The following is a 24994-nucleotide window of genomic DNA, read 5'->3' as shown; positions in this document are numbered from 1 at the left end:
GCCCAGATGATGACGATCATTGCACTGCTCATCGGCGCCTGGCTGGTCTGGCGCTACCTGCACCGCCAGCCGCCAACCTCCCTGGTGGTATTCACCCCCCGCAAACGCTGGGCACTGAGACTGGCCCAACCGATGGTCGATGCCACAGGGATGACCGGATTCTTCGACCCGGACACCACCCACTTCATGGATCAGGCAAGAGACTCCCTCAGAACACCGTTGCTGCATCAGATCGGTTTGCGCAACAACGCTACTGACGAAGATGTCAGCCGGCACCTGAACAGCACCCTGGAACAGCAGTGGTTTCGAGTCGATCTACACGGGCTGAGCGCCACCGACGACCCTCGCGCGGCCATGGCTTTTGCCTGTGTGCGCAGCGCCTTCTTTATCCGCTGTGCAATGCTGATGGGCTGGGTCGAACCCGAGATCGGGTGGCGAGTCATGTTGCTCAACGCCCAACGCGCCCAGGATTGCTTCAACAGCTGGGAGGACTTTGGCAGGGCCTTCATGCTCGGGCGTCAGCAGTGGGTAGCAGCGTTCAGGGCCGACGCCCTGGGAAAACAGTTCGATGAGGCAAGCCTGGAGCGCCTGCTGGCCCCTCAAGGCGGCAGCTGGGGTGAGCTCACCTGGCGAGGACTGCCTGCACTGTCTCCAACGGCAAGCTGAGCAGCGATGGAGAAATAACCTGGCGGCATGGGACGATTAAAGGCCAGAACAGTACAGCGAACGCTCAAATGCTCCGGCAGAGGGTTCAGCCATTTAAGTTGCATGCTAGATAGAACAAGTCAGACGACCTCACCGAACAAGCTCCAGGCACCCGCAATGCCTGGAGCTTTTTCATGCCAGACAGAAGCACAGGAGAACCCATGAACACCACTAGAATGCTGATGACCGTACCCATTTAGCACTGCTCAGACCTGCCCGACGGCAGATTATGGGCACTTGCTATCCTCGTCTTGATCCCCCGGACCGGTGAACTCATCAAGTCATGCTGGAGGCGTCCGACAACGTTATGAATCAACGACGTCCAACCCGGCACCGACAAGGAAACGGATAGCGGCACCTGCGCCAGGAAGCGGCACTGCACGACAGCAAGCCAATCTAGGGATGCGCAGGCGCCAACAAAAAAGCCCCGCTCGAGCATTGCTCGGCGGGGCTTTTTTTGCCCTGTCGGCCTGCCTGAGGTCACAAGAAGCTGACCTGCCAGGAAACGGGCGACAAGAGGCAGAACATATGGTGTCCCAGGGCAGGTTCGAACTGCCAACCTTCCCCTTAGGAGGGGGATGCTCTATCCAATTGAGCTACTGAGACAAGACAGCGGATGTCGGATACGCCACGGCGCAAACGACGGCGTGCATGTTAACGGCCGAGGCTGTATTTGTCATGTCATCCATAGGGCTTTTTGCACGAAGCAGCGCTAGCCCTCACCCTCTTTCCAAGACAGAGTCGTGCAAATTGCATCACTGCAAAAAGCCACCATTGCAAAATGCAACTTTCCCGTCACACAAAATCAATTTAACTTGTTGTTTTTAAAGACTTTATTAGCCATTACACTCTTGGCACGGGAGCTGCTTTGTCAGGGGTAAACACCACGGAGATGATGCCCATGACCAGCGCCCTGCTTATCTTGAATGCGGCAGCCATCGCCGTGCTGGTGGCCTTTCACTTTCAACCGGCAGATAACGCTGCCCCTACAGAATCCTCCACCGCCCACTACAGCCAGCGCCAGACACCGCAGTTAGCCGTAATGAACAGCCAGGTTCAGCCTGGAAAGGTGAACCAAGTAACCCAGGGATCGACCCCATCGCAACCCGCCCCCCTGCCCACCGAGAGCTGGGTATTTTGAGAAAGACCTCAGGAGCCACCTATGTCCACCCTAGCCAAAAGCCTGCTTGTCATGACAGTGCTCAGCGGTATCGCCGTGCTGGCGTTGCCTGACAATACCCTCGGGAATGTTCCACCGATCATTTTTGGCTCATGCCTGACTGTGTTCCTGCTGGCGCTATTCGCCGGGCGCAAGATCAAGTTCGATCCGGTACTGCGCTGACTCCCTGCTCACGCAATATGGCCAACAGCCCCACCAGAGTCACTTCCAGCGCACCCGAGTTGTCCAACCGCAGGACATGCTCCTCATCAAGCCAAGCTGCATTGGCGAACTGATCATTGCGCCTGAGGCGATGCTCGATCTCGTTCAGACTCTCCCGCGCTCGTCGCAGCAAACGACGACGCAAGACTTCTGTATCGACCGTCAGGACGATCGGAATCAGATCGGGATAACGTTCCCGCGCCTGGGGCAAATACCCCCTGGAACCGTTGACCAGGACATGGCGCCCCTGGGCCAGCCAGCTGTCGATCTCGACTGGAATGCCGTAGCCCAGGCCATTGGCCCGCCAGAACAGGGAGAAATCCCCTCGCAGCACCCTCTGCTCGAACTCCTCGGCAGTGACCTCCGTCGCCGCCTCGCCCACTGACTCGGCTGAACGGGTGATCACGCGCTTTGCAACATCACAGCCCAACACACTTAAAGGCTGTCTGGCGGCATCAATCAAGCTATCCTTGCCGGCCCCTGAAGGCCCCATCAGATAAATAAGTCTACCCGGCATGGAGCGCCGCCACGGACAGCACAACTAGTAAATCGGCCATTTGCCACTATCCTCTAACAGGCAGGGATCACACTACTCATCTGCATAGCATGCACCTTCGCCAGTGCACTGACACTCCCGTCGGATGGGAGAATGCAGCCAACGACGCGGGCCTGGCGATCTTTTCAAACCAGTCCGCATTTCTGATAATTGGTGCTGGCATAACGCCTTTATCCAGTTCAATATTTGTCACAGAATTGACGCCAATGATCTGGCAACTTTGAGGCATGATGCGGGCCTCTTAGCAATTCAGGTTGAACATTTGGCATTCAGGCTTGTCCTAAAAGACAGCCCGCGGCCAATTCCGAGAACCGCTCCCCTGAACTAACCGGTTAAATATATGCGCCCATTGAAACAGGCAATTTATTCCAGCCGTACGGCTGACAAGTTCGTCGTACGTCTACCCGACGGGATGCGTGAACGCATTGCCGAGGTGGCTCGCAATCATCACCGCAGCATGAACTCCGAAATCATCGCGCGCCTGGAACAGAGTCTTATTCAGGAAGGCGCCTTGGGTGAAGAGTTGAGCATGCGCCTGGACAGCCCCGAACTGTCCTTGCATGAACGCGAACTGCTTCAACGTTTCCGCCAACTTTCACATCGCCAGCAGAACGCTTTGGTTTCGCTGATCGCCCACGACGCCGAAATGGCCGCAGACGCCACCTGATTCCATCTTGCAAGCTCAAGCCAGCCTAGCCGCTGGCTTTTTTTTGCCTGCCATAAAGCACTGAAGCGCCATTAAGGCGCTTCACGGGCAAATCCGACATCAGGTTCCGCTCAGAGCAGGAAGATCGTCGCCAACCCCAGAAAGATGAAGAAGCCGCCGCTGTCGGTCATCGCAGTGATCATCACACTGGCACCCATTGCCGGATCGCGCCCCAGGCGCGCCAGGGTCATCGGGATCAGCACCCCCATAAGCGCTGCCAGCAGCAGGTTCAAGGTCATGGCGGCCGTCATCACCACCCCCAGCGACCAACTGCCATACAGCATGTAGGCCACCACACCGATCACACCGCCCCACACCAGGCCGTTGATCAAGGCCACGGCCAACTCCTTGCGCATCAGGCGCGATGTATTACCGGTACTGACCTGGTCCAGGGCCATTGCCCGGACAATCATGGTGATGGTCTGGTTGCCCGAGTTACCTCCAATGCCAGCAACGATCGGCATCAAGGCTGCCAGCGCCACCAGCTTTTCAATGGAACCCTCGAACAGACCGATCACCCGGGATGCCACAAAAGCGGTGATCAGGTTGATAGCCAGCCAAGCCCAACGGTTACGCAGGGATTTCCACACCGAAGCGAAGATGTCTTCTTCCTCGCGCAGACCGGCCATGTTGAGGACTTCGGTCTCACTCTCTTCACGAATCAGGTCAACCATTTCATCGATGGTCAAACGCCCGATCAGCTTGTCATTCTTGTCGACTACCGGAGCCGAAATCAGGTCGTAACGCTCAAATGCCTGGGCCGCATCGTAGGCGTCCTCATCCGGATGAAAGCTCACCGGATCGCTGGCCATGACGTCCGCGACCTTCTTCTCCGGATCGTTGACCAAAAGCCGCTTGATCGGCAGCACGCCCTTGAGCACGCCGTCGTAATCCACCACGAACAGTTTGTCGGTGTGGCCCGGCAGCTCCTTCAACCGACGCAAGTAACGCAACACCACTTCAAGACTGACATCCTCACGGATGGTCACCATCTCGAAGTCCATCAGCGCGCCGACCTGCTCCTCGTCGTAGGACAGCGCGGAGCGAACGCGCTCACGCTGCTGACCGTCAAGAGCCTCCATCAGCTCATGGACGACGTCTCGCGGCAGCTCGGGGGCCAAATCAGCAAGTTCGTCAGCGTCCATCTCCTTGGCAGCCGCCAGGAGCTCGTGATCGTCCATGTCGGCGATCAGGGTTTCACGTACGGAATCGGATACTTCGAGGAGAATATCGCCGTCGCGCTCAGCCTTGACCAACTGCCATACGGTCAGGCGCTCTTCCAGAGGCAAGGCTTCAAGGATATAGGCAACGTCGGCGGAGTGGAGGTCATCGAGCTTGCGTTGCAATTCGACGAGGTTCTGCCGATGGACCAGGTTCTCGACCCGGTCATGATGATGGCCTTCCTGACGGTGCGTCAGGTCTTCGACCACCCGCTGGCGCTGCAGCAGCTCAACAACTTGAGCGAGGCGGTCCTGCAGGCTTTCCTGCGTTTTCTTTACTTCTACTTCGGTCATAGGCGAACTCCACTCCCAGCAGAGGAGCACGCCGGAAGGATCAATCAGTCAGTTCATGATTGTGAAAACGGGATACTGAGTAACTACTGGGTAAGTCCATGGAGGTATTCCACAAGCCCCGGCGGGGCTGACGGGCGCAATGATACACCGCCTGACGCTTTTAAACGCTAAAAATCGCGGCAAGAACAAGCGCTTGCGGCACAAACCTGAGCAGCGCCCGAATCTATGAAACTGCGACGCCCTTGCGCAAAAAGAAAACACACGCCCGAAGAAAAAAGTCCGAAGGCAAGCGCCCAGACAGGCATTCGACTTCATCGGAACGAGGCCGTTCCAGTTGAGCGCATCAGAAGGAGAGATAAAGTAGAAAGCAAAAAGCCCGCATCTTTCGATGCGGGCTTCTTGATGTATGGTGCACTCGACAGGATTCGAACCTGTGACCGCTCGGTTCGTAGCCGAGTACTCTATCCAGCTGAGCTACGAGTGCATTTTGTGTTTTTAGACCAGACCACAACTGGTTGAAGCCAAGTTAACTGTATTACTACAACCAACTCTTAAATGGTGCACTCGACAGGATTCGAACCTGTGACCGCTCGGTTCGTAGCCGAGTACTCTATCCAGCTGAGCTACGAGTGCATTTGTTGCCGCGCATTATAGGCCGTTAAATCTTTTTGTAAAGCACTTTTTCTAGTAATTTCAACAACTTACAGAAGAAGCCAGATTACAACGTACTAAACAAATAATGGCGGAGAACGGGGGATTCGAACCCCCGACACCCTTTTGAGGTGTACTCCCTTAGCAGGGGAGCGCCTTCGGCCACTCGGCCAGCTCTCCGCAACACGGGGCGTATATTAACCAGCTTTCTCCCCGTTTGCAAACAAAAAAAACGATAAAAATTAATGGCTTGGTTCTTCGTCCTTCTCTTTCTTTATCCGCAGGTAGATTTCCTCACGGTGAACCGCCACTTCTTTGGGGGCGTTGACACCAATCCGCACTTGATTACCTTTGACGCCGAGCACGGTCACGGTGATTTCGCCATCACCAATGATCAGGCTTTCTGCACACCGACGAGTCAGAATCAGCATACCTTTCTCCTCACGCATTACATTTTCAGGGACAACAGTCTGCAAAAAAAAGGGTGTCGGCCTACAACCAGATCGGTAGCAGTCCTACACGCCTAAGTATTGACTAGCACGGGCAAAAGAACAGTTTTGCGCCCATGCCAATCAAAAACACAAAGGGCGCGGTCAGACCGCGCCCCTTTCAAACACCTATCACTCGCCCTGTCGGGCTGGAGCGTCAAGCTCGAACGCAGTGTGCAGTGCACGTACTGCCAACTCCAGGTACTTCTCTTCGATCACTACCGAAACCTTGATTTCGGAGGTGGAGATCATCTGGATGTTGATGCTCTCTTTAGCCAATGCTTCGAACATGCGGCTGGCAACACCCGCGTGGGAGCGCATGCCGACGCCAACGATCGAAACCTTGGCGATATCGGTATCCCCCACCACTTCCCGGGCACCGATTTCACGCGCGGTGTTTTCCAGCACGGTCTGGGCTGCCAGGTAGTCGTTGCGGTGCACGGTGAAGGTGAAATCGGTGGTGTTATCGTGCGAAACGTTCTGCACGATCATGTCGACTTCAATGTTCGCCGCGCTGATCGGGCCAAGAATCTTGAAGGCCACGCCAGGATTGTCTGGCACGCCACGGATAGTCAGCTTGGCTTCATCGCGATTGAAGGCGATGCCGGAAATGATCGGCTGTTCCATGGATTCCTCTTCATCAATAGTAATGAGGGTGCCCGGACCCTCCTGAAAGCTGTGCAACACGCGCAGCGGAACGTTGTACTTGCCAGCAAACTCGACCGCACGGATCTGCAACACCTTGGAACCGAGGCTGGCCATTTCCAGCATCTCTTCAAAGGTGATCTTGTCCAGGCGCTGAGCCTTGGGGACCACACGCGGGTCGGTGGTGTAGACGCCATCTACATCGGTGTAGATCTGGCACTCGTCAGCCTTCAAGGCCGCGGCCAGCGCTACGCCAGTGGTGTCGGAACCGCCACGCCCCAGGGTGGTGATGTTGCCGTGCTCGTCAACGCCCTGGAAACCGGCGACCACGACCACACGACCGGCTTTCAGATCGCCACGAATCTTCTGATCATCGATCTGCAGGATTCGCGCTTTATTGTGAGCGCTATCCGTGAGGATCCGTACCTGGTTACCGGTGTAGGAGACCGCCGGAATACCACGCTTGATCAGCGCCATCGCCAGCAAGGCAATGGTCACTTGCTCGCCGGTGGAAACAATCACATCCAGCTCACGGGGAACCGGTTTGTCTTCGCCGCTGATCTGCTTGGCCAGCTCGATCAGGCGGTTGGTTTCGCCACTCATCGCCGACAGCACAATCACCAGGTCGTCGCCGGCTTCGCGGAATTTCTTCACCTTGTCGGCGACTTGCTCGATCCGCTCGACAGAGCCGACCGAAGTGCCTCCAAATTTCTGTACGATCAAAGCCATTTTCTAAGCCGCCTCAGCCCGTAAAGGGGCGCCCGTTAATCAATCAAACTGCACAGCGAAGGACCCGCCACTAGACGACGGGCCCGGCTCGGCGCCTTAAATACCCTGCTCGACAAATGGCACGGTCAGGGCCAGTGCGGCATCCAGCGCAGCGGCATCAACACCACCGCCCTGGGCCATGTCTGGACGACCACCGCCCTTCCCGCCCACTGCCGCAGCGGCTTGTTTCATCAAATCACCGGCTTTGAGTTGGCCAGTCAGGTCCTTGGTCACACCGGCAACCAGTACGACCTTTTCCTCATGGACACTGCCGAGCAGGATCACTGCGCGGCCGAGTTTGTTTTTCAACTGATCCACCAGCGCCAGCAGCGCCTTGCCATCCTGGCCGTCGAGACGCGCAGCCAGGACTTTCACGCCCTTGACGTCCGCCGCTTGCGCAGACAAATCGTCACCGGCAGCGCTGGCCGCCTTGGCCTGCAACTGCTCGAGCTGCTTCTCCAGCAGGCGATTGCGCTCGAGCACTGCCGACAGCTTGTCGATCAGGTTGTCGCGGCTGCCCTTGACCAGGGACGCCGCTTCCTTGAGTTGTTCTTCCGCAGCATTCAGGTACGCCAGGGCCGCAGCACCGGTGACTGCCTCGATACGCCGCACGCCGGAGGCGACACCACCTTCGCTGGTGATTTTCAGCAGGCCGATGTCGCCGGTACGGTTGGCGTGGATGCCACCACACAGCTCCACCGAGAAATCACCACCCATGCTCAGTACGCGCACACTGTCACCGTACTTCTCGCCGAACAGCGCCATGGCGCCCTTCTTCTTGGCGGTGTCGATGTCGGTTTCTTCGGTTTCCACCGCGGTGTTCTTGCGGATCTCGGCGTTGACGATGTCTTCCAGCGCCTTGATCTGCTCGGGCTTGATCGCCTCGAAATGGCTGAAGTCGAAACGCAAGCGCTGACTGTCCACCAAGGAGCCTTTCTGCTGTACGTGATCGCCCAGTACCTGGCGCAATGCAGCGTGCAGCAAGTGCGTGGCCGAGTGGTTCAGCGAGGTGGCGTGACGCACGTCTGCGTCCACCTGGGTTTCAACCGGGGCGCCGATGGTCAGGCTGCCCTTGGCCAATACCCCGTGGTGCAGGAACGCGCCGCCCGTCTTGGTGGTGTCGCGCACATCAAACCGCGCATCACCGGCCTGCAAGAACCCGCAATCGCCGATCTGGCCACCGGATTCGGCATAGAACGGCGTCTGGTCGAGGACCACAACGCCTTCTTCGCCTTCGCTCAGCACGTCGACCGCTTGCCCTTCCTTATAGAGGGCAATCACTTTGGCCGAGCCGCTGGTGGCGTGATAGCCGGTGAACTCGGTGGCCACATCGACCTTGACCAGGCTGTTGTAGTCCATGCCGAAGGAACTGGCCGAGCGGGCCCGCACTCGCTGGGCTTCCATCTCGCGCTCGAAACCTTCCTCATCGAGGGTCAGGTTGCGCTCGCGGGCGATATCGCCGGTCAGGTCCATCGGGAAACCGTAGGTGTCGTACAGCTTGAACACCACGTCACCCGGTACCACAGAGCCCTTGAGTTCGGCCAGGTCCTGCTCGAGGATCTTCAGGCCCTGCTCCAGGGTCTTGGCGAACTGCTCTTCCTCGGCCTTGAGCACGCGCTCGATATGCGCCTGCTGGGATTTCAGCTCAGGGAAGGCATCACCCATCTCGGCCACCAGGGCCGCGACGATCTGGTAGAAGAAGCTGCCCTTGGCCCCCAGCTTGTTGCCATGACGGCAAGCGCGACGAATGATCCGGCGCAGCACGTAGCCGCGGCCTTCATTGGAAGGCAGCACACCGTCGGCAATCAGGAAACCGCAGGAACGGATATGGTCGGCCACCACTTTCAGCGAGGCCTGGGCATCGTTGCTGCACCCAATGGCCTTGGCCGATGCGCTCAGCAGGCTCTGGAACAGGTCGATTTCATAGTTCGAATGCACGTGCTGCAATACCGCACTGATCCGCTCCAGGCCCATGCCGGTGTCCACCGACGGCGCCGGCAACGGATGCAGCACACCATCGGCGGTACGGTTGAACTGCATGAACACGTTGTTCCAGATCTCGATGTAACGGTCGCCGTCCTCTTCCGGCGAGCCCGGTGGGCCACCCCAGATGTCGGCGCCGTGATCGTAGAAGATCTCGGTGCAAGGGCCGCACGGGCCGGTATCACCCATGGTCCAGAAGTTGTCGGAGGCGTAAGGCGCGCCTTTGTTGTCGCCGATGCGAACCATGCGTTCGGCCGGCACCCCGACCTCCTTGGTCCAGATGTCGTAGGCCTCGTCATCGCTGGCGTAGACAGTGACCCAGAGCTTTTCCTTGGGCAGGTTCAGCCACTGGTCGGAAGTCAGAAAGGTCCAGGCGAAGGTGATGGCGTCGCGCTTGAAATAGTCACCGAAGCTGAAGTTGCCCAGCATTTCGAAGAAGGTGTGGTGACGGGCGGTATAACCGACGTTTTCCAAGTCGTTGTGCTTGCCGCCGGCGCGAACGCACTTCTGGCTGCTGACAGCGCGGGTATAGGCGCGCTTTTCCTGGCCCAGGAAGCAGTCCTTGAACTGGTTCATCCCCGCGTTGGTGAACAGCAGGGTTGGATCATTGCCAGGGATCAAAGAGCTGGAGGCTACACGGGTGTGGCCTTGCTCTTCGAAGAAGCGAAGGAAGGCTTCACGGATTTCTGCGCTTTTCATTAGGTTCTTCCACGGAGACTGCGGCCAAAGGCCTGTGCGCAACGTCAACAGACGAAACGACGGCAAAGGGCCGCATTATATCGGCGTTAATCACTAGGTACAGCGTGTTTGTACGATACAAACAGTCAATTGGACGGAGAACACTGTCAGTTACGGGAAAACTCGGTAAAAGCACTCACCACTTGCTCGATTTGCCCACGATCCACGTCCAGATGAGTGACCAGGCGCAGCCGCGAGGCGGCGCTGAGCCTGATCCCGCGTTCGGCGGCAAACGCCTTGAGCGCCTCGGCCCGCTCGCCCATCTGCACATACACCATGTTGGTCTGCACCGGCTCGACGCTGTAGCCCGCCTGGCGCAACCCTTCTGCCAGCAGCTGGGCATTGGCATGGTCATCCGCCAGGCGCTGCACCTGATGATCCAGGGCATACAGCCCTGCCGCCGCCAAGCTACCGGCCTGGCGCATGCCGCCACCGACCATCTTGCGCAGGCGCCGCGCCTTGCCGATCAACTCGCCAGAGCCACACAGCACCGAACCCACCGGCGCGCCGAGCCCCTTGGACAGGCACACCGAGACCGAATCGAAATGCTCGGTAATCATCCGGGCATCCACCCCCAGCTTGACCGCCGCGTTGTACAACCGCGCGCCATCCAAGTGCAGGGCCAGGCCGCGTTCAGCGGTAAAGGCCCGCGCCCGGGCCAGGTAGGTCAGCGGCAACACTTTGCCCTGCATGGTGTTTTCCAGGGCCAGCAAGCGCGTGCGGGCGAAATGGAAGTCGTCGGGCTTGATCGCCTCTGCCACCTGGGCCAGGTCCAGGGAACCATCCGCCTGGACTTCCAGCGGCTGCGGCTGGATCGATCCCAGTACCGCTGCACCGCCCCCTTCGTACTTATAGGTATGGGCCTGCTGCCCGACGATGTATTCGTCGCCACGGGCGCAATGAGCCATCAGCGCCAACAGATTGCTCATGGTGCCGGAAGGGACGAACAGAGCCTCGGTAAAGCCCAGACGCTGCGCCAGTTCGGCTTCCAGCTGATTGACCGTCGGATCTTCACCGTACACATCGTCCCCCGTGCGAGCACTGGCCATGGCATCGAGCATGCCTGGGGTGGGCTGGGTCACGGTGTCACTACGAAGATCGATCACGCTCATCACATCTGGCCTCGGCTGCGGGACCGGCAAGGTCCGCGGTAGACAGGGGAATTCCCTTGGGAAACGAATTACTGCCGTCGCATGCCCCATAAATCAAGCAACAACTGTAGGAAACCCTGCAGCAAACTGGAAAAAATCCGATGAAAATTATCCAAAAGGCGCGATGCACCTGCGCTCAAACTGTGTTAAAAACTCACCGCCCGCGGAAAATCCGCAGGCATACGTTCTCAGGGCGGGGTGTAATTCCCCACCGGCGGTAATTGCGCGCAATGCGCATAGCCCGCGAGCGCTTGGCGATACCTGCGGCTTGACTGCAGGTGACGGCAAGGTCAGCAGACCCGGTGTGATTCCGGGGCCGACGGTCATAGTCCGGATGAAGAGAGAACGGGATTGGCACCAAAGGGCCGTGGCCGGCAGTCGTGGGAGATCCACGTCCGTCCTGCGCGCACCCTTAAATCCCATTCGATTCATATACGCCCTGTTTTTCACACAAACAGGAGTCAGAACAGATGCAACCCACTGCAATCGACAGCAAAAGCAAACACCACCCCAACGAGCGCGTCGCCTTTATCCAGGCCTGCTGGCACAAGGAAATCGTCGATCAGAGCCGTCAAGGCTTCGTCACTGAAATGCTCGCCCAGGGTTACCAGGAAAGCGATATCGACTTCTTCGAAGTGGGCGGCGCCTTCGAAATCCCCCTGCACGCCAAGCTGCTGGCCAAGTCCGGTCGCTACACCGGTATCGTCGCGGCCGGCCTGGTGGTGGACGGCGGCATCTACCGCCATGAGTTCGTCGCCCAATCGGTGATCAGCGGCCTGATGCAAGTGCAGCTGGAAACCGAAGTGCCGGTGTTCTCCGTGGTGCTGACCCCGCATCACTTCCATGCGGGCGATGAACACCAGAAGTTCTTCTTCGAGCACTTTGTGCACAAGGGCCAGGAAGCGGCGAAAACCTGCGCCGACACCCTGCAGAAGACTCGCGCCTTACGCCGCAACGAGCAGCGTGCGGTCGCGATTTAAGCGCTGAAGCAAGATTCCCCTGCCTGACAGGGGAATCCTGCCGCTGCAAACTCAGGCCAGGCCGTCGGCCGTGGTCGGCACGATCAGGATCCCCGCGCGCAAGCCATTCTTCACCTTGGGATTGGGAAAAATGATCCGCGCCCCCTCTTCCTCGATCACCCAACGGGTCTGGGCGATGTCCTCGGCCAGCAAGTAGCCCACTTCCAACTCGGAAAAGTTTTCGATGTCCGCCGGCAGATGCAGGTGGAAGCTGTCACTGTGCTTGATGACTTCCCGAGCCACGCTGAACAGCTTCAGCCCTTCGAGGCTGTCCTGCTCGGCCGGCGGCTCGGTACCATCGATGATCTGCTTGAGACGGGTTTCCAGGCGCTCGACATTGACCCCCTGGTTCTGCCCGAAAGGCCGCGCCTTGCCCAGCTCAAGGGTAAAAGCCTCGGCCCCCAGCTGATCATAGGTATAGGCACTGAAGACGATCGACGGCTTGTTCTGCAGCAGCACCGCTTCCATGCCGGCTGCCCGCAGGCGGGCCAGTTCACGACGCGAATGCTGGCGCCCGTGTTTCCAGGGGTACAGGGCGAACTGCTCGATCTTCGAACCACGGATTGCCGTATGCAGGTCGTAGTGCAACCGCTGACGATCCGCCAGGCTGAAAAAACTCGCCGCCAGGCGCTCCAGTTCACAGGCCCGCAGCGCTTCGGCGCCGCTGCTTGATTCATGCCGGCCGTTGAACAGCCGGTTGACGTCCTGCTCGACGAAACGCTCGCCGCGGCGCATGGCCTCGGGGTTGCCGAACAGGAACAGGATACGTGCGCGGGGCTTGAGATCACCCCGGGCAATGTCATGCAACAGACGGTCGAGCAGCTCGATGGGAGCCGTCTCATTGCCATGGATTCCCGCTGACAGCAGCAGGTCCAGGCCGTTATCGCGAGCCTCGGGCGGCCGCACTTCCAGCGCACCCTCGCTCAGCCAGCGCATGCGCACGCCGTCGACAGTCAGTTGAGTCTTCTCTGCCGGTTCGCGGCCGGCGAGGGTCAGTTCAAGCAGTTTGCCGAGGGCGAGCATAGCGCGGCTTCCTTAGTGAGCGTGGCCGCAGTCAGGGCCGTGCACGTGATCTTCGTCACCGGCGTCGGCCGGCTCCATTTCCAGTTGCAGGCTGACCAGGTTGGTCGCCAGTGGGCGCAGCAGCAGGCTGGCGTATTCCGCGTCACCCTCCTCCACGTCCACGCCGATCAGCAGTTGGCCGCGGCCGTCCTGCTGGATCCACACTTCCTTGCCCTGCCACAGCACGGCGAAGCGGGTGCAGGAAGTTTCCAGCTGAGTGCCGTCGGTGTCTTCAAGGATCAGCTGCAGGGTATCGCTCATGGGTCAGTTCTCATCTGGGGTGAAGCTGCGCGCCCGGTATCGCCGGGCGCGGGCTTTCAATTGATCTGGAAGGGATAAACCGCGCCCAGTTTAAGGATCTGGGTCAGTTCATCCAGTGCCGTCCGGCACTCAAGCAGCAACTGCGGGTCCACCAGGTCACTTTCGCTGAGGCGGTCACGGTAGTGCTTGCCGACCCACTGGGTCAGGGTGTCGTACAACGGCGCGGTCATGATAACCCCGGGATTGACCGCGGCCAGCTCAGTTTCATTGAGCGCCACGCGCAAGCGCAGGCATGCCGGGCCACCGCCATTTTGCATGCTCTGCTTGAGGTCGAAGACCTTCACCTCACGAATCAGGCCACCGGAGCTGGTGAGGCCTTGCAGGTATTGCCAGACTCGTTCGTTGCCCCGGCACTCTTCCGGCACGATCAACAGCATCGAGCCGTCGGCACGGGACAGCAGCTGGCTGTTGAACAGGTAGGAGCGCACAGCGTCTTCCACTGTCACCTGCGAGCGCGGCACGCAGATCGACTGGAAGTTGCCGCCGCGCTTGCCCAGCTTGCCTTGCAGCTCGGCAAGCATCTTCTCGGTCTCGAGGAAGGCGTCCTCGTGATAGAACAGCACCTCGCCATTGCCCACCGCGATCACGTCGTTATGGAACACGCCCTGGTCGATCACCGAAGGGTTCTGCTGGGCATAGACCACGCCCTCCTCGCTCAGGCCATGCAGCCGAGCCACCGCCTGGGAAGCTTCCAGGGTCTGGCGCGCCGGGTATTTCTGCGGCGCCGGGTAGCGAGTATCGAAAGCACTGCGACCGAAGACGAAAAACTCCACGCCGGCCTCGCCATAGTCACGGCAGAAGCGTGTGTGGTTGGCCGCACCTTCATCGCCGAACTGCGCCACCGCCGGCAAGGCCGCGTGATGAGCGAAGTGCTTCTGGTCGGCGAACATCGCCCCCAGCACACGGCTGGTGGTCGGGTGCTCGATGCTGCGGTGGTACTTGCAGTTGAGATTGGCAGCTGTGAAATGCACGCGGCCGTCGGCGGTGTCGGCACTCGGACTGACCGTGGCGGCGTTGGCCACCCACATGCTCGAAGCCGAGCAACTGGCAACCAGCAATGGCATCGCCTGCTTGGCGGCTTGCTGGATGACTTGGGCGTCTGTTCCGGCAAAACCCAGGTTGCGCAGGGCGGCCACGTCCGGGCGCTCTTGCGGGGCGAGCACGCCTTGCTGGAAGCCCATTTCCATCAGCGCTTTCATTTTCGCCAGGCCTTGCAGCGCCGCTTCCCTGGGATTGGAGCCTTGCTGGCTGTTGCTCTGGGAGGCGACGTTGCCGTAGGACAAACCGCCATAGTTATGGGTCGGCCCCACTAGCCCGTCAAAATTGACTTCATAGGATTTCATCAGCGAGGCTCCACGAATCTGTTGTTATCGGCATCAGTTTCCACACATCGCGAGCGCGTAGCGCTCGACCGCCGGCAACCGCCCCCCAAGGGAGCTGGCCTGCCGGCAATGAGACCCAAAGGGCCTCCCCGCACACTCAAATCAGGACAGGCGCACGCCCGGCGTCAGCGCCGCGGGCAATACCAGACTCGGGGTTTCCAGGGACGCCACCGGGTACGCGCAATAATCCGCCGCGTAATAGGCACTGGCCCGATGGTTGCCCGAGGCCCCCACGCCACCGAATGGCGCGCTGCTGGCGGCACCGGTCAACTGCTTGTTCCAGTTGACGATGCCGGCACGGCTCTCCAGCCAGAACTGCTGATAGCGTTCGGCGGAATCCGACAACAGGCCGGCGGCCAGGCCGTATTGGGTGTTGTTGGCCTCGGCGATCGCGCCATCGAAATCAGCGTAGCGAATCACCTGCAGCAAGGGTCCGAACAACTCTTCATCCGGGCGCTCGGCCACCGCCGTGACATCCAGGATGCCCGGGGTCAGCAAGGCCGCCTGGGCCTGGGGCTGGGTCATTTCCAGCAAGGCCACGGCGCCGTTGGCCAGCAATTGTTGCTGGGCGTCCATCAATGCCCGGGCGGCGCCCAGGGAAATCACCGAGCCCATGAACGGTGCAGGCTGCTGATCAAACGCGCCCACGTCGAGGGTCGCGCTGACCGCCACCAGGCGCGCCAGCAACCCATCACCCCAGGCGCCTTGCGGCACCAGCAGGCGACGAGCGCAGGTGCAACGCTGGCCAGCGGAGATAAAGGCTGACTGGATGATGGTGTACACCGCAGCGTCCAGGTCGGCGACCTGCTCCACCACCAGTGGATTGTTGCCGCCCATTTCCAGGGCCAGGATCTTGTCCGGGCGCCCGGAGAACTGCTGATGCAGATGGTTGCCGGTACGGCTCGAACCGGTGAAGAACAGACCGTCGATCCCCGGATTGGCCGCCAGGGCGATACCGGTTTCCCGAGCACCTTGCAGCAGGTTCAGCACGCCTGCCGGCAGTCCGGCCTCGATCCAGCACTGCACCGTCAGCTCGGCGACTTTCGGCGTCAGCTCGCTGGGCTTGAACAGCACGCTGTTACCGGCCAGCAGCGCCGGCACGATATGCCCATTGGGCAGGTGGCCGGGGAAGTTGTAGGGGCCGAACACCGCCACCACGCCATGGGGCTTGTGCCGCAGCACTGCCGTCGCATCGCCCAGCGGGCCACTCTTCTCGCCGGTGCGTTCACGGTAGCTCTGCACCGAGATGGCGATCTTGTTGACCATGCTGGTGACTTCGGTGGCGGCTTCCCACAAGGGCTTGCCGGTTTCCTCACCGATGCAGCGGGCCAGTTCGTCGGCTCGGCCTTTCAGGCTGGCGGCAAAGGCTTCGAGCACGCTGATGCGTTCCTCCAGGGAACGCTTGGCCCAGGCCGGGAACGCCTGGCGGGCTGCCTGCACGGCACTCTCGACTTGCGTGGCAGTGGCGCCGTTACCGGACCAGATGACCGCCTGGGTCACCGGATTGACCGAGGTAAAGGCCTCGCCCTGGCCAGCCAGCCATTGGCCGGCGATGTACAGCGTGCTCATTATTTCGACTCCCGGGAAGCAGACAGCGGAACCGCGCGGACCTGGTCGCCGGCGTTGAGTTGCAGGCGCTTGGCGGTCAACGGATCGACCACCAGGGTACCCGCGGCAAAGCGTGCCGGCGCCGCGGTGATGCGGCAGTCCTCGCGTTTACGGTTGTGGATCAGGAACGGCGTGGCGTCGTCGCCCGGTGTGCCGATCGCCAGCACCAGCGCCTGGCTGTCGCGCACCGCGCGGATCTTGCTGGTCTCGCACTCCACCGCCGGGCCGGCGTCGAAGATGTCGACGTAGCCTTGATAGCTGAAGCCTTCGCTCTTGAGCATGGCCAGGGCCGGCTCGGTATCGGTGTGGACCTGGGCAATGACGTTGCGTGCATCCTCGGAAAGGAAGCAGGTGTAAAGCGGGAACTTGGGCATCAGCTCGGCGATGAAGGCCTTGTTGCCGACACCGGTGAGGTAGTCCGCCTGGCTGAACTCCATCTTGAAGAAGTGTCGGCCCAGGCTTTCCCAGAACGGCGAACGACCGTTTTCATCGGACATGCCACGCATTTCGGCAATGATCTTGTTGCCGAACAGTTGCGGGAACTCGGCGATGAACAGCATCCGCGCCTTGGCCAGCATGCGGCCATTGAGGCCATTGCGGTAATCGGCATGCAGGAACAGCGAACACAGCTCGGACTTGCCGGTCAGGTCGTTGGCCAGGAACAGCGTCGGGATCTCGCGGTAGATGTTCAGCTCCTGGGAAGCGCTGACCGTCAGCCCCACCCGGAAGTTGTACCAGGGTTCGCGCAAGCCGACAGCCCCGGCAATCGCGGAAATGCCCACCACCCGGCCATTGTCGTCTTCCAGCACGAACAGGTAGTCCGCGTCGCCGCGCTCGGCTTCGCCGCGAAAGGTCTTTTCCGCCCAGCCAACCCGGTGGGTCAGGCGCTCTTCGTTGGCCGGCAAGGTGGTCAGGCCGGTGCCGGTGCTGCGGGCCAGGTCGATCAGCGCGGGTAAATCGCTGCTGCGTACGGGACGAACGATCATGCTATCTCCTCAGACGAAGGCCGCTGACGGCCCCCGCGAAACTCGCTGTTTCCAGGCTTGCTTTCCAGTCAGTGGAAGCAGGCGTTAAACCGCCACCAGGCGCACACTGGCACCCTCGCCGACGCCCAGGGCTTCGGCCGCCTCCAGGTCCAGGGTCACCGGCTTGCCGGGCGCGTAGTCCAGCTCCAGCAGCACTGCACGGTAATCCTGCAACTGGCCGTTGGACACCAGGTACTGGCGCCCGCCGCCCTTGGTCGCCTCGCCAATTTTCACCGGCACTACGCGGCTCTGGGCAATCGAGCGAATCCCCGTGACGCGCGCATGCAGGGTCGGGCCACCGTCGAAAATGTCGATGTAGTGATCGGTTTCAAAACCTTCGCGCATCAGGATGTCGAAGGTGATCTGCGCCCGCGGATGCACCTGGCCCATGGCTTCCTGGGCTGCGTCCGGCAGCAACGGCACGTAGATCGGGTAATGGGGCATCAGCTCGGCGAGGAAGGTCCGGCTCTTCAGCCCGCACAGGCGTTCGGCCTCGGCGTAGTTGAGGTCGAAGAAGTTGCGACCGATGGCGTCCCAGAACGGCGAGTCGCCGTGTTCGTCGCTGTAGCCGACGATCTCGGTCACCACCGAGTCGGCGAAGCGCTCCGGGTGGCTGGCGACAAACAGCAGGCGGCCCCGGGAGTTGAGCTCGGACCAGGGCGAACCCACCAGCTCCGGAACCACGTAGAAGCTGGTCAGCAGGCTGTTGCCGGTGAGGTCATGGCACTGCGACAGGACGTGGATCTTGTTGTGGATCTTCAGCTCGCGGGAGGCATGGACGAAGGTTTCATTGCGAAAGCTGTAGAAAGGTTCGGAATAGCCCGCCGAAGCGACAATCGCCGAGCAGCCCACCAGCTTGCCGCTGGCACTGTCTTCGAGGACGAAGAAATAGCTTTCCTCGCCATTGAAGCTCACCTCAGCGGCAAACGAAGCTTCGCTGGCGGCGATCTTGTCGCTCAGGCGGTCCACATCATCCGGCAAGGAGGTGACACCGATCGGGCTGTCTGCAGCCAGACGCTGTACCTCGCCCAGATCAGCCATTTGCGCGGGGCGCATCACCAGCATGGTGTCACTCCTTACTCTAAAACAGGTCGGAAACCGTCCGACTCAGGGAAAAAAATGCCGGGACAACCCGGCACAGGAATTAGGCTCGACGCCGGCCGTCAGAGGCCGGCACCGAGGGGTACCGCCGCCTGGATCAGGCTTGAGTCAGTTTTGCCACGGCACGCTCGAAGCGCTCCAGGCCCTGGTCGATATCGGCATCCTCGACCACCAGGCTCGGGGCGAAGCGCACCACGTCAGGACCGGCCTGCAGAATCATCAGGCCTTCTTTCTCGGCCGCGTTGAACACGTCCTTGGCCTTGCCTTTCCAGGCCTCGCTGAGCACGCAACCGAGCAGCAGGCCCAGGCCACGGACTTCGCTGAACAGGCCGTACTTCTCACCGATCTGCAACAGACGGGTCTTGAAGCGGTCGTGCTTGGCCTTGACGCCATTCAGCACCTCAGGGGTGTTGATCACATCGATCACCGCCTCGGCCACCGCACAGGCCAGCGGGTTGCCGCCGTAGGTGGTGCCGTGGGTGCCAACCACCAGGTGCTTGGCCAGCGCTTCGGTGGTCAGCATGGCGGCAATCGGGAAGCCGCCGCCCAGGCTCTTGGCGCTGGTGAGGATGTCCGGAGTCACACCGTAATGCTGGTAGGCAAACAGCTCGCCGCAGCGGCCCATGCCGGTCTGCACTTCGTCGAACACCAGCAGCGCATTGTGCTGGTCGCACAGCTCGCGGGCGCCTTGCAGGTAGGCCAGCTCGGCCGGCAGTACGCCGCCTTCACCCTGGATCGGCTCCAGCACCACAGCGCAGGTCTTGTCGGACACTGCAGCCTTGAGGGCCGCCAGATCGTTGTAGGGAACGTGGGTGATGCCGGTGATCTTCGGACCAAAACCATCGGAATACTTGGACTGGCCGCCCACGTTCACGGTGAACAGGGTACGGCCGTGGAAGCTGTTGAGGGCGGCAATGATTTCGTACTTCTCGGCGCCGAAACGGTCATGAGCCACGCGACGGGCCAGCTTGAAGGCGGCCTCGTTGGCTTCTGCACCGGAATTGCAGAAGAAGGCGCGTTCGGCGAAAGTCGCGTCGATCAGCTTGTGGGCCAGGCGCAGGGCCGGCTCGTTGGTGAAGACGTTGGAAACATGCCACAGCTTGCCCGCCTGCTCGGTCAGCGCACCGACCAGCGCCGGATGGGCATGGCCCAATACGTTGACCGCGATGCCGCCGGCAAAGTCGATCAGCTCCCGCCCCGATTGATCCCAGACTCGAGACCCCGCGCCACGCACAGGAATGAAAGCCGCAGGTGCGTAGTTGGGAACCATCACCTGGTCGAAATCGGCGCGTTGCACCGGAGCTTGCTCAACGGACATCGGAGTCTCCTGAAGAGGAACACCCGCCGGAAACTGGCGAGCGATGGAGGGATTGTAAGGACAGTTTTGTGCCCGGCCTTGTCGCCAAGCGACAACTTCTTATAGCGCCAACCCCGGTTTCAAGCGGGTTTATGGCAATGCGACAAATAGCGTCGCAAAGGCGCAGTTTAAACTGCGCACCGCTCCAGCGGCAGGTTTGCCGGGAATTTGATTGCATGAATGATCTGGATAGTTATGAGCTGTGGCAAAGGCTGCACCTCGCCCGCCAGCCACCGACCAACAGCCGAGCCGTGCCCCTACCACAGGCAACACCGAAACCTGCAAGCCGCCGGAAAGCACTAGCGCCTCAGCCAGGATGCGACTCACATCGAAGGAATGTCGGCGCCCATGGCCGCGAGCTCATGCAAGGCTGGCGAGAAATAGAACAGCGGAGCCTGGCCGACAGGCCACCGGCCATCAACCGCGCTCGGCAGGCACCGAGGACAGCTCGAACGGACTGCTGCTGCGCCGCTGGTTGCGGTCTTCACGAGGAGTGGCGCCAAAGAAGTTGCGGTAGGCGCTGGAGAAGTGCGGCCCCGAGGAGAAGCCACAGGAAAGGCCGATCTGGATGATCGACTTGCTGGTCTGCATCAACATCTGCCGGGCCTTGTTCAGGCGCAGCTCCAGGTAGTACTGGCTGGGCACGCGATTCAGGTACTGCTTGAAGATCCGCTCCAGCTGTCGTCGCGAAACGCACACATGCTGGGCGATTTCGTCGGTGGTCAGCGGCTCCTCGATGTTCGCCTCCATCAACAGCACGGCCTGGGTCAGCTTCGGATGACTGGAGCCCAGGCGATTCTGCAACGGAATGCGCTGGCGCTCGCCGCCCTCGCGAATGCGCTCCACCACCAGCTCCTCGGAGACGGCACCGGCAAGCTCGGCGCCATGATCCCGAGCCAGCACCGCCAGCAACAGGTCCAGGACCGACATGCCGCCACAGGCTGTCAGGCGATCACGGTCCCAATCGAACAGGTGGCTGGTGGCTATGACCTTGGGAAAGCGCTCGGCAAAATCATCCTGCCAACGCCAATGCACTGCCGCCCGGTAACCATCAAGCAAACCCAGCTGGGCCAAGGGGTATACCCCGGCGGACAGGCCGCCGATCACACAACCGGCACGCACCAGTTGCTTGAGGGCAGCGCTCAGGCCGGAGCTCATCGGCGCCGGCGGCTCATCCGCCAGCAGGAAGAGCTTCTGGCACCCCTCGAGCTTGCCCGCCCAAGGCTCGCCCGGCAGTTGCCAGGCTCCGGGCTCCGCTGCCTCGGCCTGGAGAAAGGCCAGTTCGTAGACCACTTCCGGGTGCACCCGCTGAGCAACGCGCAAGGCCTCCTCGGCCAGCGCCAGCGTCAAGGCTTTAGTGCTGGGCCAAATCAGGAAACCAATTCGATGGGCAGTCATGGCGGGCAATCCGAAACAAAAACAGTGTGAGAGGCCAAGGGCGGCAGCCACCAAATTAGACCATCTGGCGCGCGGTGCGCAGCATGACCTAATTTGGTGCACAACGGGAGCTATTACTTGAGGCTGCCCGAGAGGAATTGTTGCAAGCGTTCTGATTGCGGGTTGACCAGCACTTCCCGCGGGTTGCCACTCTCTTCCACCACGCCCTTGTGCAGGAACACCAGCTGGTTGGAAACCTCACGGGCAAAGCCCATTTCGTGCGTCACCACCACCATGGTCCGGCCCTCCTGGGCCAGGGCCTGCATGACCTTCAGCACGTCGCCCACCAGCTCCGGATCAAGGGCCGAGGTCGGCTCGTCGAACAGCATGACTTCAGGTTCCATGGCCAGGGCCCGGGCAATCGCCACGCGCTGCTGCTCGCCACCGGACATGTGCCCCGGGTAGGCATCCTTGCGATGGGCCACGCCGACCTTGGCCAGGTAGTGCTCGGCCTTTTCACGGGCTTCAGACTTGGACACGCCCAGCACATGGACCGGCGCCTCCATGATGTTTTCAATCGCGGTCATGTGCGACCACAGGTTGAAATGCTGGAACACCATCGACAGGCGCGAGCGCATGCGCTGCAACTGCTTGGGATCGGCAGCCTTCAGAGCACCGTCCTTGTTGGGCACCAGCTTCAACTCTTCGTTGTTCAGCAGGATCTTGCCGGCATGAGGCTGCTCCAGCAGGTTGATGCAGCGCAGGAAGGTACTTTTGCCGGAGCCACTGGAGCCGATGATGCTGATCACATCGCCAGCCGCGGCCTTCAGGGACACGCCCTTGAGCACTTCATGACTGCCATAGCGCTTATGCAGGTCCTGGACTTCAAGTTTGTACATGCGGTCGGTTCTCACAAAAACAGTCAGTCGTTGAGCAAGCGCCCGTGACGCAGCGCTTCGCGCCCCGCCACCTTGGCCAGCCAGAAACCGGGTTGGGCATAACGCAGCCGCTCAACGGCGAACAACACGCCGCTGGTGCCAGCACACACCGTACTGACCCGATCGGATAGAGGATCAATCACTTCAAAAACCGGCTCGCCCACTTCGACCCAGCTACCGGCTGGACGCAGAAAGCTCACCACGCCGGGATGGGGCGCATACAGCAGTTGCGTACCTTCGAAGGGCATGCCTTCGCAGGCTTCACGCCCGGGCGCCGGCCACTCGCCGGCAATCAGCCCCTGCTCGGCCAGAAACGCCAGGATGCCTTCGGCATGGGCCTCGGCCTGAGGGCGGCCAGTGTCAGCCTGGCCGCCCAACTCAAGGGTGGTCGCCAGGCAAGCCAAGGGGATCTGCGCCTCGGGGAACTGTCGCGACAGGCGCAGCCAAGGCAGTGAACAGGCCTCGTCGAACGAACTGCCGCCGGAATCTTCCGCCAGCAGGCCAACCCGGACATCCAGGTGCGCCGCCAGGGAACGCCACTGCGGCCAGTGCTGCGGCAAGGCATACATGTGCAGGGCCGCTTCGGCATCGCAATGCAGGTCCAGCACCACATCAGCGGTGCAGGCATGCCCCAGGAGCACACGTTGCAGGCCCTGCAACTGACTGGACGCCGGAGGCAGCTCGGCCAACACCTCGGCCATGGCCTGGCGGACCAGGCGCACATTGGCGTGCGGATCATCCCCCAGGCGCCCTTCCAGGCGCCGGCCAACCGGCTCGCTCAACTCGACGAAGTCACGGTTGAAGTTCTTGCCGCTGCCAGCCTCGAAACGCCCCTGGTGATTGCCTTGCAGCAACTGCCCCAGGCCCAGCGGGTTGGCCACCGGCACCAGCTCGATGACGCCGTTGAGGAGGCCCTGGGCTTCCAGCTCGGCCAGGCGCTTCTTCAGCTCCCAGGCGGTGCGCATGCCGGGCAGTTCGTCAGCGTGCAGGCTGGCCTGGATATAGGCCTTGCGCTCGCCGCTGCCGAAACGGAACACCGAGATGCTGCGCTCGCTGCCCAGGTGATTCCAGGGCAATGGATGATCAATACGTTGCATGTCAGTGCTTCCGCGGCGCCAGGTAACGCAGCCAGCGGCCTTCGGCCAGCTTGAACAGGCGCACCAGGATAAAGGTCAGGCACAGGTAGAACACGCCGGCAGTGATGTAGGCCTCGAACGGCAGGTAGTACTGCGCGTTCACCGTACGTGCAGCACCGGTGATGTCGATCAAGGTGACGATGGACGCCAGACTGGTGGTCTGCAGCATCATGATCACTTCGTTGCTGTACTGCGGCAGCGCCCGGCGCAGGGCCGATGGCAGGAGAATCCGGCAGTACATCTTGTAGCGCGACATGCCCATGGCCTTGGCCGCCTCGATCTCGCCATTGGGCGTGGCCTTGAGGCTGCCGGCGATGATTTCAGCGGTGTAGGCGCTGGTGTTGACGGCAAAGGCCAGGCAAGCACAGAAGGTCGCGCTGGACAGCCATGGCCAGAGGAAACTCTCGCGCACCGCTTCGAACTGGGCCAGGCCGTAGTAGATCAGGAACAACTGCACCAGCATCGGCGTGCCGCGGATCACGTAGGTGTAGAGCCACGCCGTCATGTTCACCAATGGCTGCTTGGAAACCCGCATCAGACCCAGAGGCAAGGCCACCAGCAAGCCGAAGAACAGCGATAGCGCCAGCAGCTTGAGGGTGGTCATCAGGCCGCTGAAATACAGCGGCAAGGCGTCATAGATGACGTTGTAGTCGAAGATCATAGATCAGCCGCCCTTACGCCTACCGAGTAGCGCTTCTCAAGGTGACGCAATGCCAGCAGCGAGACACTGGTGATCACCAGGTACATGGCCGCCACTGCGAGGAAGAAGGTGAAAGGCTCGCGGGTGGCATCTGCCGCCTGCTTGGCCTTGAACATCATGTCTTGCAGGCCCACCACGGAAATCAGCGCGGTGGCCTTGGTCAGCACCAGCCAGTTGTTGGTGAAGCCGGGAATTGCCAGGCGAATCATCTGCGGCACCATCACCCGGAAGAACACCTGGAAGCTGCTCATGCCGTACGCCATGCCGGCTTCCGCCTGGCCCTTGGGGATTGCCATGAAGGCGCCACGGAAAGTTTCCGACAGGTAGGCCCCGAAGATGAAGCCCAGGGTGCCGATACCGGCAGCCAGCGGATTGAGATCGATGTAGTCGTCGTAGCCCAGCAGCGGCGCCACGCGATTGAGCAGATCCTGACCGCCGTAGAAGATCAGCAGGATCAGCACCAGGTCGGGAATACCCCGGATTACCGTGGAATACAGGTCGCCCAGCCAGGCCAGCCAGCGCACCGGCGAGAGGCGCAGCGCGACCCCGATCAGACCCAGAACTATGGCCAGGGCCATGGACGACAAGGCGAGCTGAAGCGTCAGCCAAGCGCCATCGAGGATGACAGCCCCGTAGCCTTTCAACATGATTCAGGTCCTCGAAAATTGGGATGAAAAAATGG

Annotated in this window: 23 protein-coding genes, 4 tRNA genes and 1 riboswitch; of the genes, 5 read left to right on the top strand and 22 right to left on the bottom strand. The window is 60.8% G+C overall.

The window, feature by feature from the left end; all coding sequences use genetic code 11:
- Window positions 1-6 precede the first annotated feature (6 nt).
- Window positions 7-666 (top strand): DUF1266 domain-containing protein, encoded by a 660-nt coding sequence (locus U873_RS0103755; RefSeq protein WP_025126960.1) that lies wholly within the window; start codon window positions 7-9, stop codon window positions 664-666.
- 568 nt (window positions 667-1234) lie between these two features.
- On the opposite strand, the gene U873_RS0103750 is transcribed toward U873_RS0103755, so the two are convergent.
- Window positions 1235-1311: transfer RNA gene (locus U873_RS0103750), tRNA-Arg, on the bottom strand.
- A gap of 295 nt (window positions 1312-1606) precedes the next feature.
- Here U873_RS0103750 and U873_RS0103745 point away from each other — a divergent pair.
- Both U873_RS0103745 and U873_RS0103740 read left to right on the top strand, forming a co-directional pair.
- Window positions 1607-1846, top strand: a complete 240-nt coding sequence (locus tag U873_RS0103745) for a hypothetical protein (RefSeq protein WP_025126959.1) — start codon at window positions 1607-1609, stop codon at window positions 1844-1846.
- A gap of 21 nt (window positions 1847-1867) precedes the next feature.
- On the top strand, window positions 1868-2047 hold the full coding sequence (locus tag U873_RS0103740; RefSeq protein WP_025126958.1) for a PA3371 family protein: 180 nt from the start codon (window positions 1868-1870) through the stop codon (window positions 2045-2047).
- Here the strand turns inward: U873_RS0103740 and phnN are convergent.
- A complete protein-coding gene (gene phnN / locus U873_RS0103735; RefSeq protein ID WP_029978123.1) occupies window positions 2022-2603 on the bottom strand; it encodes a phosphonate metabolism protein/1,5-bisphosphokinase (PRPP-forming) PhnN in 582 nt (193 codons plus the stop codon). The genes U873_RS0103740 and phnN overlap by 26 nt on opposite strands.
- A gap of 379 nt (window positions 2604-2982) precedes the next feature.
- Between phnN and U873_RS0103730 the strand changes: the two genes are divergently transcribed.
- A complete protein-coding gene (locus tag U873_RS0103730) occupies window positions 2983-3309 on the top strand; it encodes an Arc family DNA-binding protein (protein ID WP_003204761.1) in 327 nt (108 codons plus the stop codon).
- A gap of 110 nt (window positions 3310-3419) precedes the next feature.
- Here U873_RS0103730 and mgtE read toward each other — a convergent pair whose 3' ends face one another.
- The 8 genes from mgtE to ltaE form a co-directional block, all read right to left on the bottom strand.
- Window positions 3420-4862 (bottom strand): magnesium transporter, encoded by a 1443-nt coding sequence (gene mgtE, locus U873_RS0103725; RefSeq protein ID WP_025126956.1) that lies wholly within the window; start codon window positions 4860-4862, stop codon window positions 3420-3422.
- Window positions 4863-5269: 407 nt separating this feature from the next.
- Window positions 5270-5346, bottom strand: a tRNA-Arg gene (locus tag U873_RS0103720).
- 72 nt (window positions 5347-5418) lie between these two features.
- Window positions 5419-5495: transfer RNA gene (locus U873_RS0103715), tRNA-Arg, on the bottom strand.
- Window positions 5496-5602: 107 nt separating this feature from the next.
- Window positions 5603-5693 (bottom strand) — tRNA-Ser (locus U873_RS0103710).
- 62 nt (window positions 5694-5755) lie between these two features.
- The gene (gene csrA / locus U873_RS0103705) at window positions 5756-5944 is read right to left on the bottom strand and encodes a carbon storage regulator CsrA (protein ID WP_002554426.1); all 189 of its coding nucleotides are present in this window, start codon (window positions 5942-5944) and stop codon (window positions 5756-5758) included.
- A 189-nt stretch (window positions 5945-6133) separates the two neighbouring features.
- Window positions 6134-7375 (bottom strand): aspartate kinase, encoded by a 1242-nt coding sequence (locus U873_RS0103700; RefSeq protein ID WP_025126955.1) that lies wholly within the window; start codon window positions 7373-7375, stop codon window positions 6134-6136.
- 96 nt (window positions 7376-7471) lie between these two features.
- A complete protein-coding gene (alaS, locus tag U873_RS0103695) occupies window positions 7472-10096 on the bottom strand; it encodes an alanine--tRNA ligase (RefSeq protein WP_025126954.1) in 2625 nt (874 codons plus the stop codon).
- A 146-nt stretch (window positions 10097-10242) separates the two neighbouring features.
- Window positions 10243-11247, bottom strand: a complete 1005-nt coding sequence (ltaE, locus tag U873_RS0103690) for a low-specificity L-threonine aldolase (RefSeq protein WP_025126953.1) — start codon at window positions 11245-11247, stop codon at window positions 10243-10245.
- 219 nt (window positions 11248-11466) lie between these two features.
- Window positions 11467-11637: riboswitch (FMN riboswitch) on the top strand.
- A gap of 119 nt (window positions 11638-11756) precedes the next feature.
- Between ltaE and U873_RS0103685 the strand changes: the two genes are divergently transcribed.
- The gene (locus U873_RS0103685) at window positions 11757-12266 is read left to right on the top strand and encodes a 6,7-dimethyl-8-ribityllumazine synthase (protein WP_025126952.1); all 510 of its coding nucleotides are present in this window, start codon (window positions 11757-11759) and stop codon (window positions 12264-12266) included.
- A 51-nt stretch (window positions 12267-12317) separates the two neighbouring features.
- Here the strand turns inward: U873_RS0103685 and astE are convergent, their stop codons facing one another.
- The 12 genes from astE to U873_RS0103625 all read right to left on the bottom strand — a co-directional run bounded on the left by astE (window position 12318) and on the right by U873_RS0103625 (window position 24959).
- Window positions 12318-13328, bottom strand: a complete 1011-nt coding sequence (astE, locus tag U873_RS0103680) for a succinylglutamate desuccinylase (RefSeq protein ID WP_025126951.1) — start codon at window positions 13326-13328, stop codon at window positions 12318-12320.
- Between the two features lie 12 nt (window positions 13329-13340).
- Entirely contained in the window at window positions 13341-13628 is a 288-nt protein-coding gene (locus U873_RS0103675) for a hypothetical protein (RefSeq protein WP_025126950.1), read from the bottom strand.
- A gap of 56 nt (window positions 13629-13684) precedes the next feature.
- A complete protein-coding gene (gene astB, locus U873_RS0103670; protein ID WP_025126949.1) occupies window positions 13685-15031 on the bottom strand; it encodes an N-succinylarginine dihydrolase in 1347 nt (448 codons plus the stop codon).
- 141 nt (window positions 15032-15172) lie between these two features.
- Entirely contained in the window at window positions 15173-16642 is a 1470-nt protein-coding gene (gene astD, locus U873_RS0103665; RefSeq protein WP_177330233.1) for a succinylglutamate-semialdehyde dehydrogenase, read from the bottom strand.
- A complete protein-coding gene (gene astA / locus U873_RS0103660) occupies window positions 16639-17664 on the bottom strand; it encodes an arginine N-succinyltransferase (RefSeq protein ID WP_025126947.1) in 1026 nt (341 codons plus the stop codon). Before astA ends, astD begins: the two co-directional genes overlap by 4 nt.
- Before the next feature lie 84 nt (window positions 17665-17748).
- The gene (aruF, locus tag U873_RS0103655; protein ID WP_025126946.1) at window positions 17749-18768 is read right to left on the bottom strand and encodes an arginine/ornithine succinyltransferase subunit alpha; all 1020 of its coding nucleotides are present in this window, start codon (window positions 18766-18768) and stop codon (window positions 17749-17751) included.
- Between the two features lie 133 nt (window positions 18769-18901).
- Window positions 18902-20122 carry an aspartate aminotransferase family protein gene (locus U873_RS0103650; RefSeq protein WP_025126945.1) on the bottom strand — a complete coding sequence of 407 codons (1221 nt, stop codon included), beginning with the start codon at window positions 20120-20122 and terminating at the stop codon, window positions 18902-18904.
- Window positions 20123-20578: 456 nt separating this feature from the next.
- Window positions 20579-21559, bottom strand: coding sequence for a transcriptional regulator ArgR (argR, locus tag U873_RS0103645; RefSeq protein WP_025126944.1), 981 nt, complete (start codon window positions 21557-21559; stop codon window positions 20579-20581).
- A gap of 113 nt (window positions 21560-21672) precedes the next feature.
- On the bottom strand, window positions 21673-22437 hold the full coding sequence (locus tag U873_RS0103640) for an ABC transporter ATP-binding protein (RefSeq protein ID WP_025126943.1): 765 nt from the start codon (window positions 22435-22437) through the stop codon (window positions 21673-21675).
- Window positions 22438-22460: 23 nt separating this feature from the next.
- Complete coding sequence (locus U873_RS0103635) at window positions 22461-23573, bottom strand: succinylglutamate desuccinylase/aspartoacylase family protein (protein WP_025126942.1); 1113 nt, start codon at window positions 23571-23573, stop codon at window positions 22461-22463.
- Between the two features lies 1 nt (window position 23574).
- Window positions 23575-24273: an ABC transporter permease gene (locus U873_RS0103630; RefSeq protein ID WP_025126941.1), complete on the bottom strand. Its 699-nt coding sequence runs from the start codon at window positions 24271-24273 to the stop codon at window positions 23575-23577.
- Window positions 24270-24959 (bottom strand): ABC transporter permease, encoded by a 690-nt coding sequence (locus tag U873_RS0103625; protein ID WP_016968104.1) that lies wholly within the window; start codon window positions 24957-24959, stop codon window positions 24270-24272. Before U873_RS0103625 ends, U873_RS0103630 begins: the two co-directional genes overlap by 4 nt.
- Window positions 24960-24994: the final 35 nt, after the last annotated feature.

The organism is Pseudomonas sp. PH1b (genome assembly GCF_000633395.1).
Taxonomy (GTDB): domain Bacteria; phylum Pseudomonadota; class Gammaproteobacteria; order Pseudomonadales; family Pseudomonadaceae; genus Aquipseudomonas.
Note: the sequence above shows the minus strand (reverse complement) of the source record. Positions and strands in the feature narration are given on the sequence as shown.

Coding starts and splice junctions, on each gene's coding strand:
- U873_RS0103650 (WP_025126945.1), bottom strand. CDS start 20,122: ATGTCCGTTGAGCAAGCTCCGGTGCAACGCGCCGATTTCGACCAGGTG.
- astB (WP_025126949.1), bottom strand. CDS start 15,031: ATGAAATCCTATGAAGTCAATTTTGACGGGCTAGTGGGGCCGACCCAT.
- mgtE (WP_025126956.1), bottom strand. CDS start 4,862: ATGACCGAAGTAGAAGTAAAGAAAACGCAGGAAAGCCTGCAGGACCGC.
- U873_RS0103685 (WP_025126952.1), top strand. CDS start 11,757: ATGCAACCCACTGCAATCGACAGCAAAAGCAAACACCACCCCAACGAG.
- alaS (WP_025126954.1), bottom strand. CDS start 10,096: ATGAAAAGCGCAGAAATCCGTGAAGCCTTCCTTCGCTTCTTCGAAGAG.
- astA (WP_025126947.1), bottom strand. CDS start 17,664: ATGATCGTTCGTCCCGTACGCAGCAGCGATTTACCCGCGCTGATCGAC.
- U873_RS0103635 (WP_025126942.1), bottom strand. CDS start 23,573: ATGCAACGTATTGATCATCCATTGCCCTGGAATCACCTGGGCAGCGAG.
- U873_RS0103730 (WP_003204761.1), top strand. CDS start 2,983: ATGCGCCCATTGAAACAGGCAATTTATTCCAGCCGTACGGCTGACAAG.
- U873_RS0103700 (WP_025126955.1), bottom strand. CDS start 7,375: ATGGCTTTGATCGTACAGAAATTTGGAGGCACTTCGGTCGGCTCTGTC.
- aruF (WP_025126946.1), bottom strand. CDS start 18,768: ATGCTGGTGATGCGCCCCGCGCAAATGGCTGATCTGGGCGAGGTACAG.
- phnN (WP_029978123.1), bottom strand. CDS start 2,603: ATGCCGGGTAGACTTATTTATCTGATGGGGCCTTCAGGGGCCGGCAAG.
- U873_RS0103625 (WP_016968104.1), bottom strand. CDS start 24,959: ATGTTGAAAGGCTACGGGGCTGTCATCCTCGATGGCGCTTGGCTGACG.
- U873_RS0103745 (WP_025126959.1), top strand. CDS start 1,607: ATGACCAGCGCCCTGCTTATCTTGAATGCGGCAGCCATCGCCGTGCTG.
- U873_RS0103630 (WP_025126941.1), bottom strand. CDS start 24,273: ATGATCTTCGACTACAACGTCATCTATGACGCCTTGCCGCTGTATTTC.
- U873_RS0103640 (WP_025126943.1), bottom strand. CDS start 22,437: ATGTACAAACTTGAAGTCCAGGACCTGCATAAGCGCTATGGCAGTCAT.
- U873_RS0103740 (WP_025126958.1), top strand. CDS start 1,868: ATGTCCACCCTAGCCAAAAGCCTGCTTGTCATGACAGTGCTCAGCGGT.
- ltaE (WP_025126953.1), bottom strand. CDS start 11,247: ATGAGCGTGATCGATCTTCGTAGTGACACCGTGACCCAGCCCACCCCA.
- U873_RS0103675 (WP_025126950.1), bottom strand. CDS start 13,628: ATGAGCGATACCCTGCAGCTGATCCTTGAAGACACCGACGGCACTCAG.
- astE (WP_025126951.1), bottom strand. CDS start 13,328: ATGCTCGCCCTCGGCAAACTGCTTGAACTGACCCTCGCCGGCCGCGAA.
- U873_RS0103755 (WP_025126960.1), top strand. CDS start 7: ATGATGACGATCATTGCACTGCTCATCGGCGCCTGGCTGGTCTGGCGC.
- csrA (WP_002554426.1), bottom strand. CDS start 5,944: ATGCTGATTCTGACTCGTCGGTGTGCAGAAAGCCTGATCATTGGTGAT.
- argR (WP_025126944.1), bottom strand. CDS start 21,559: ATGACTGCCCATCGAATTGGTTTCCTGATTTGGCCCAGCACTAAAGCC.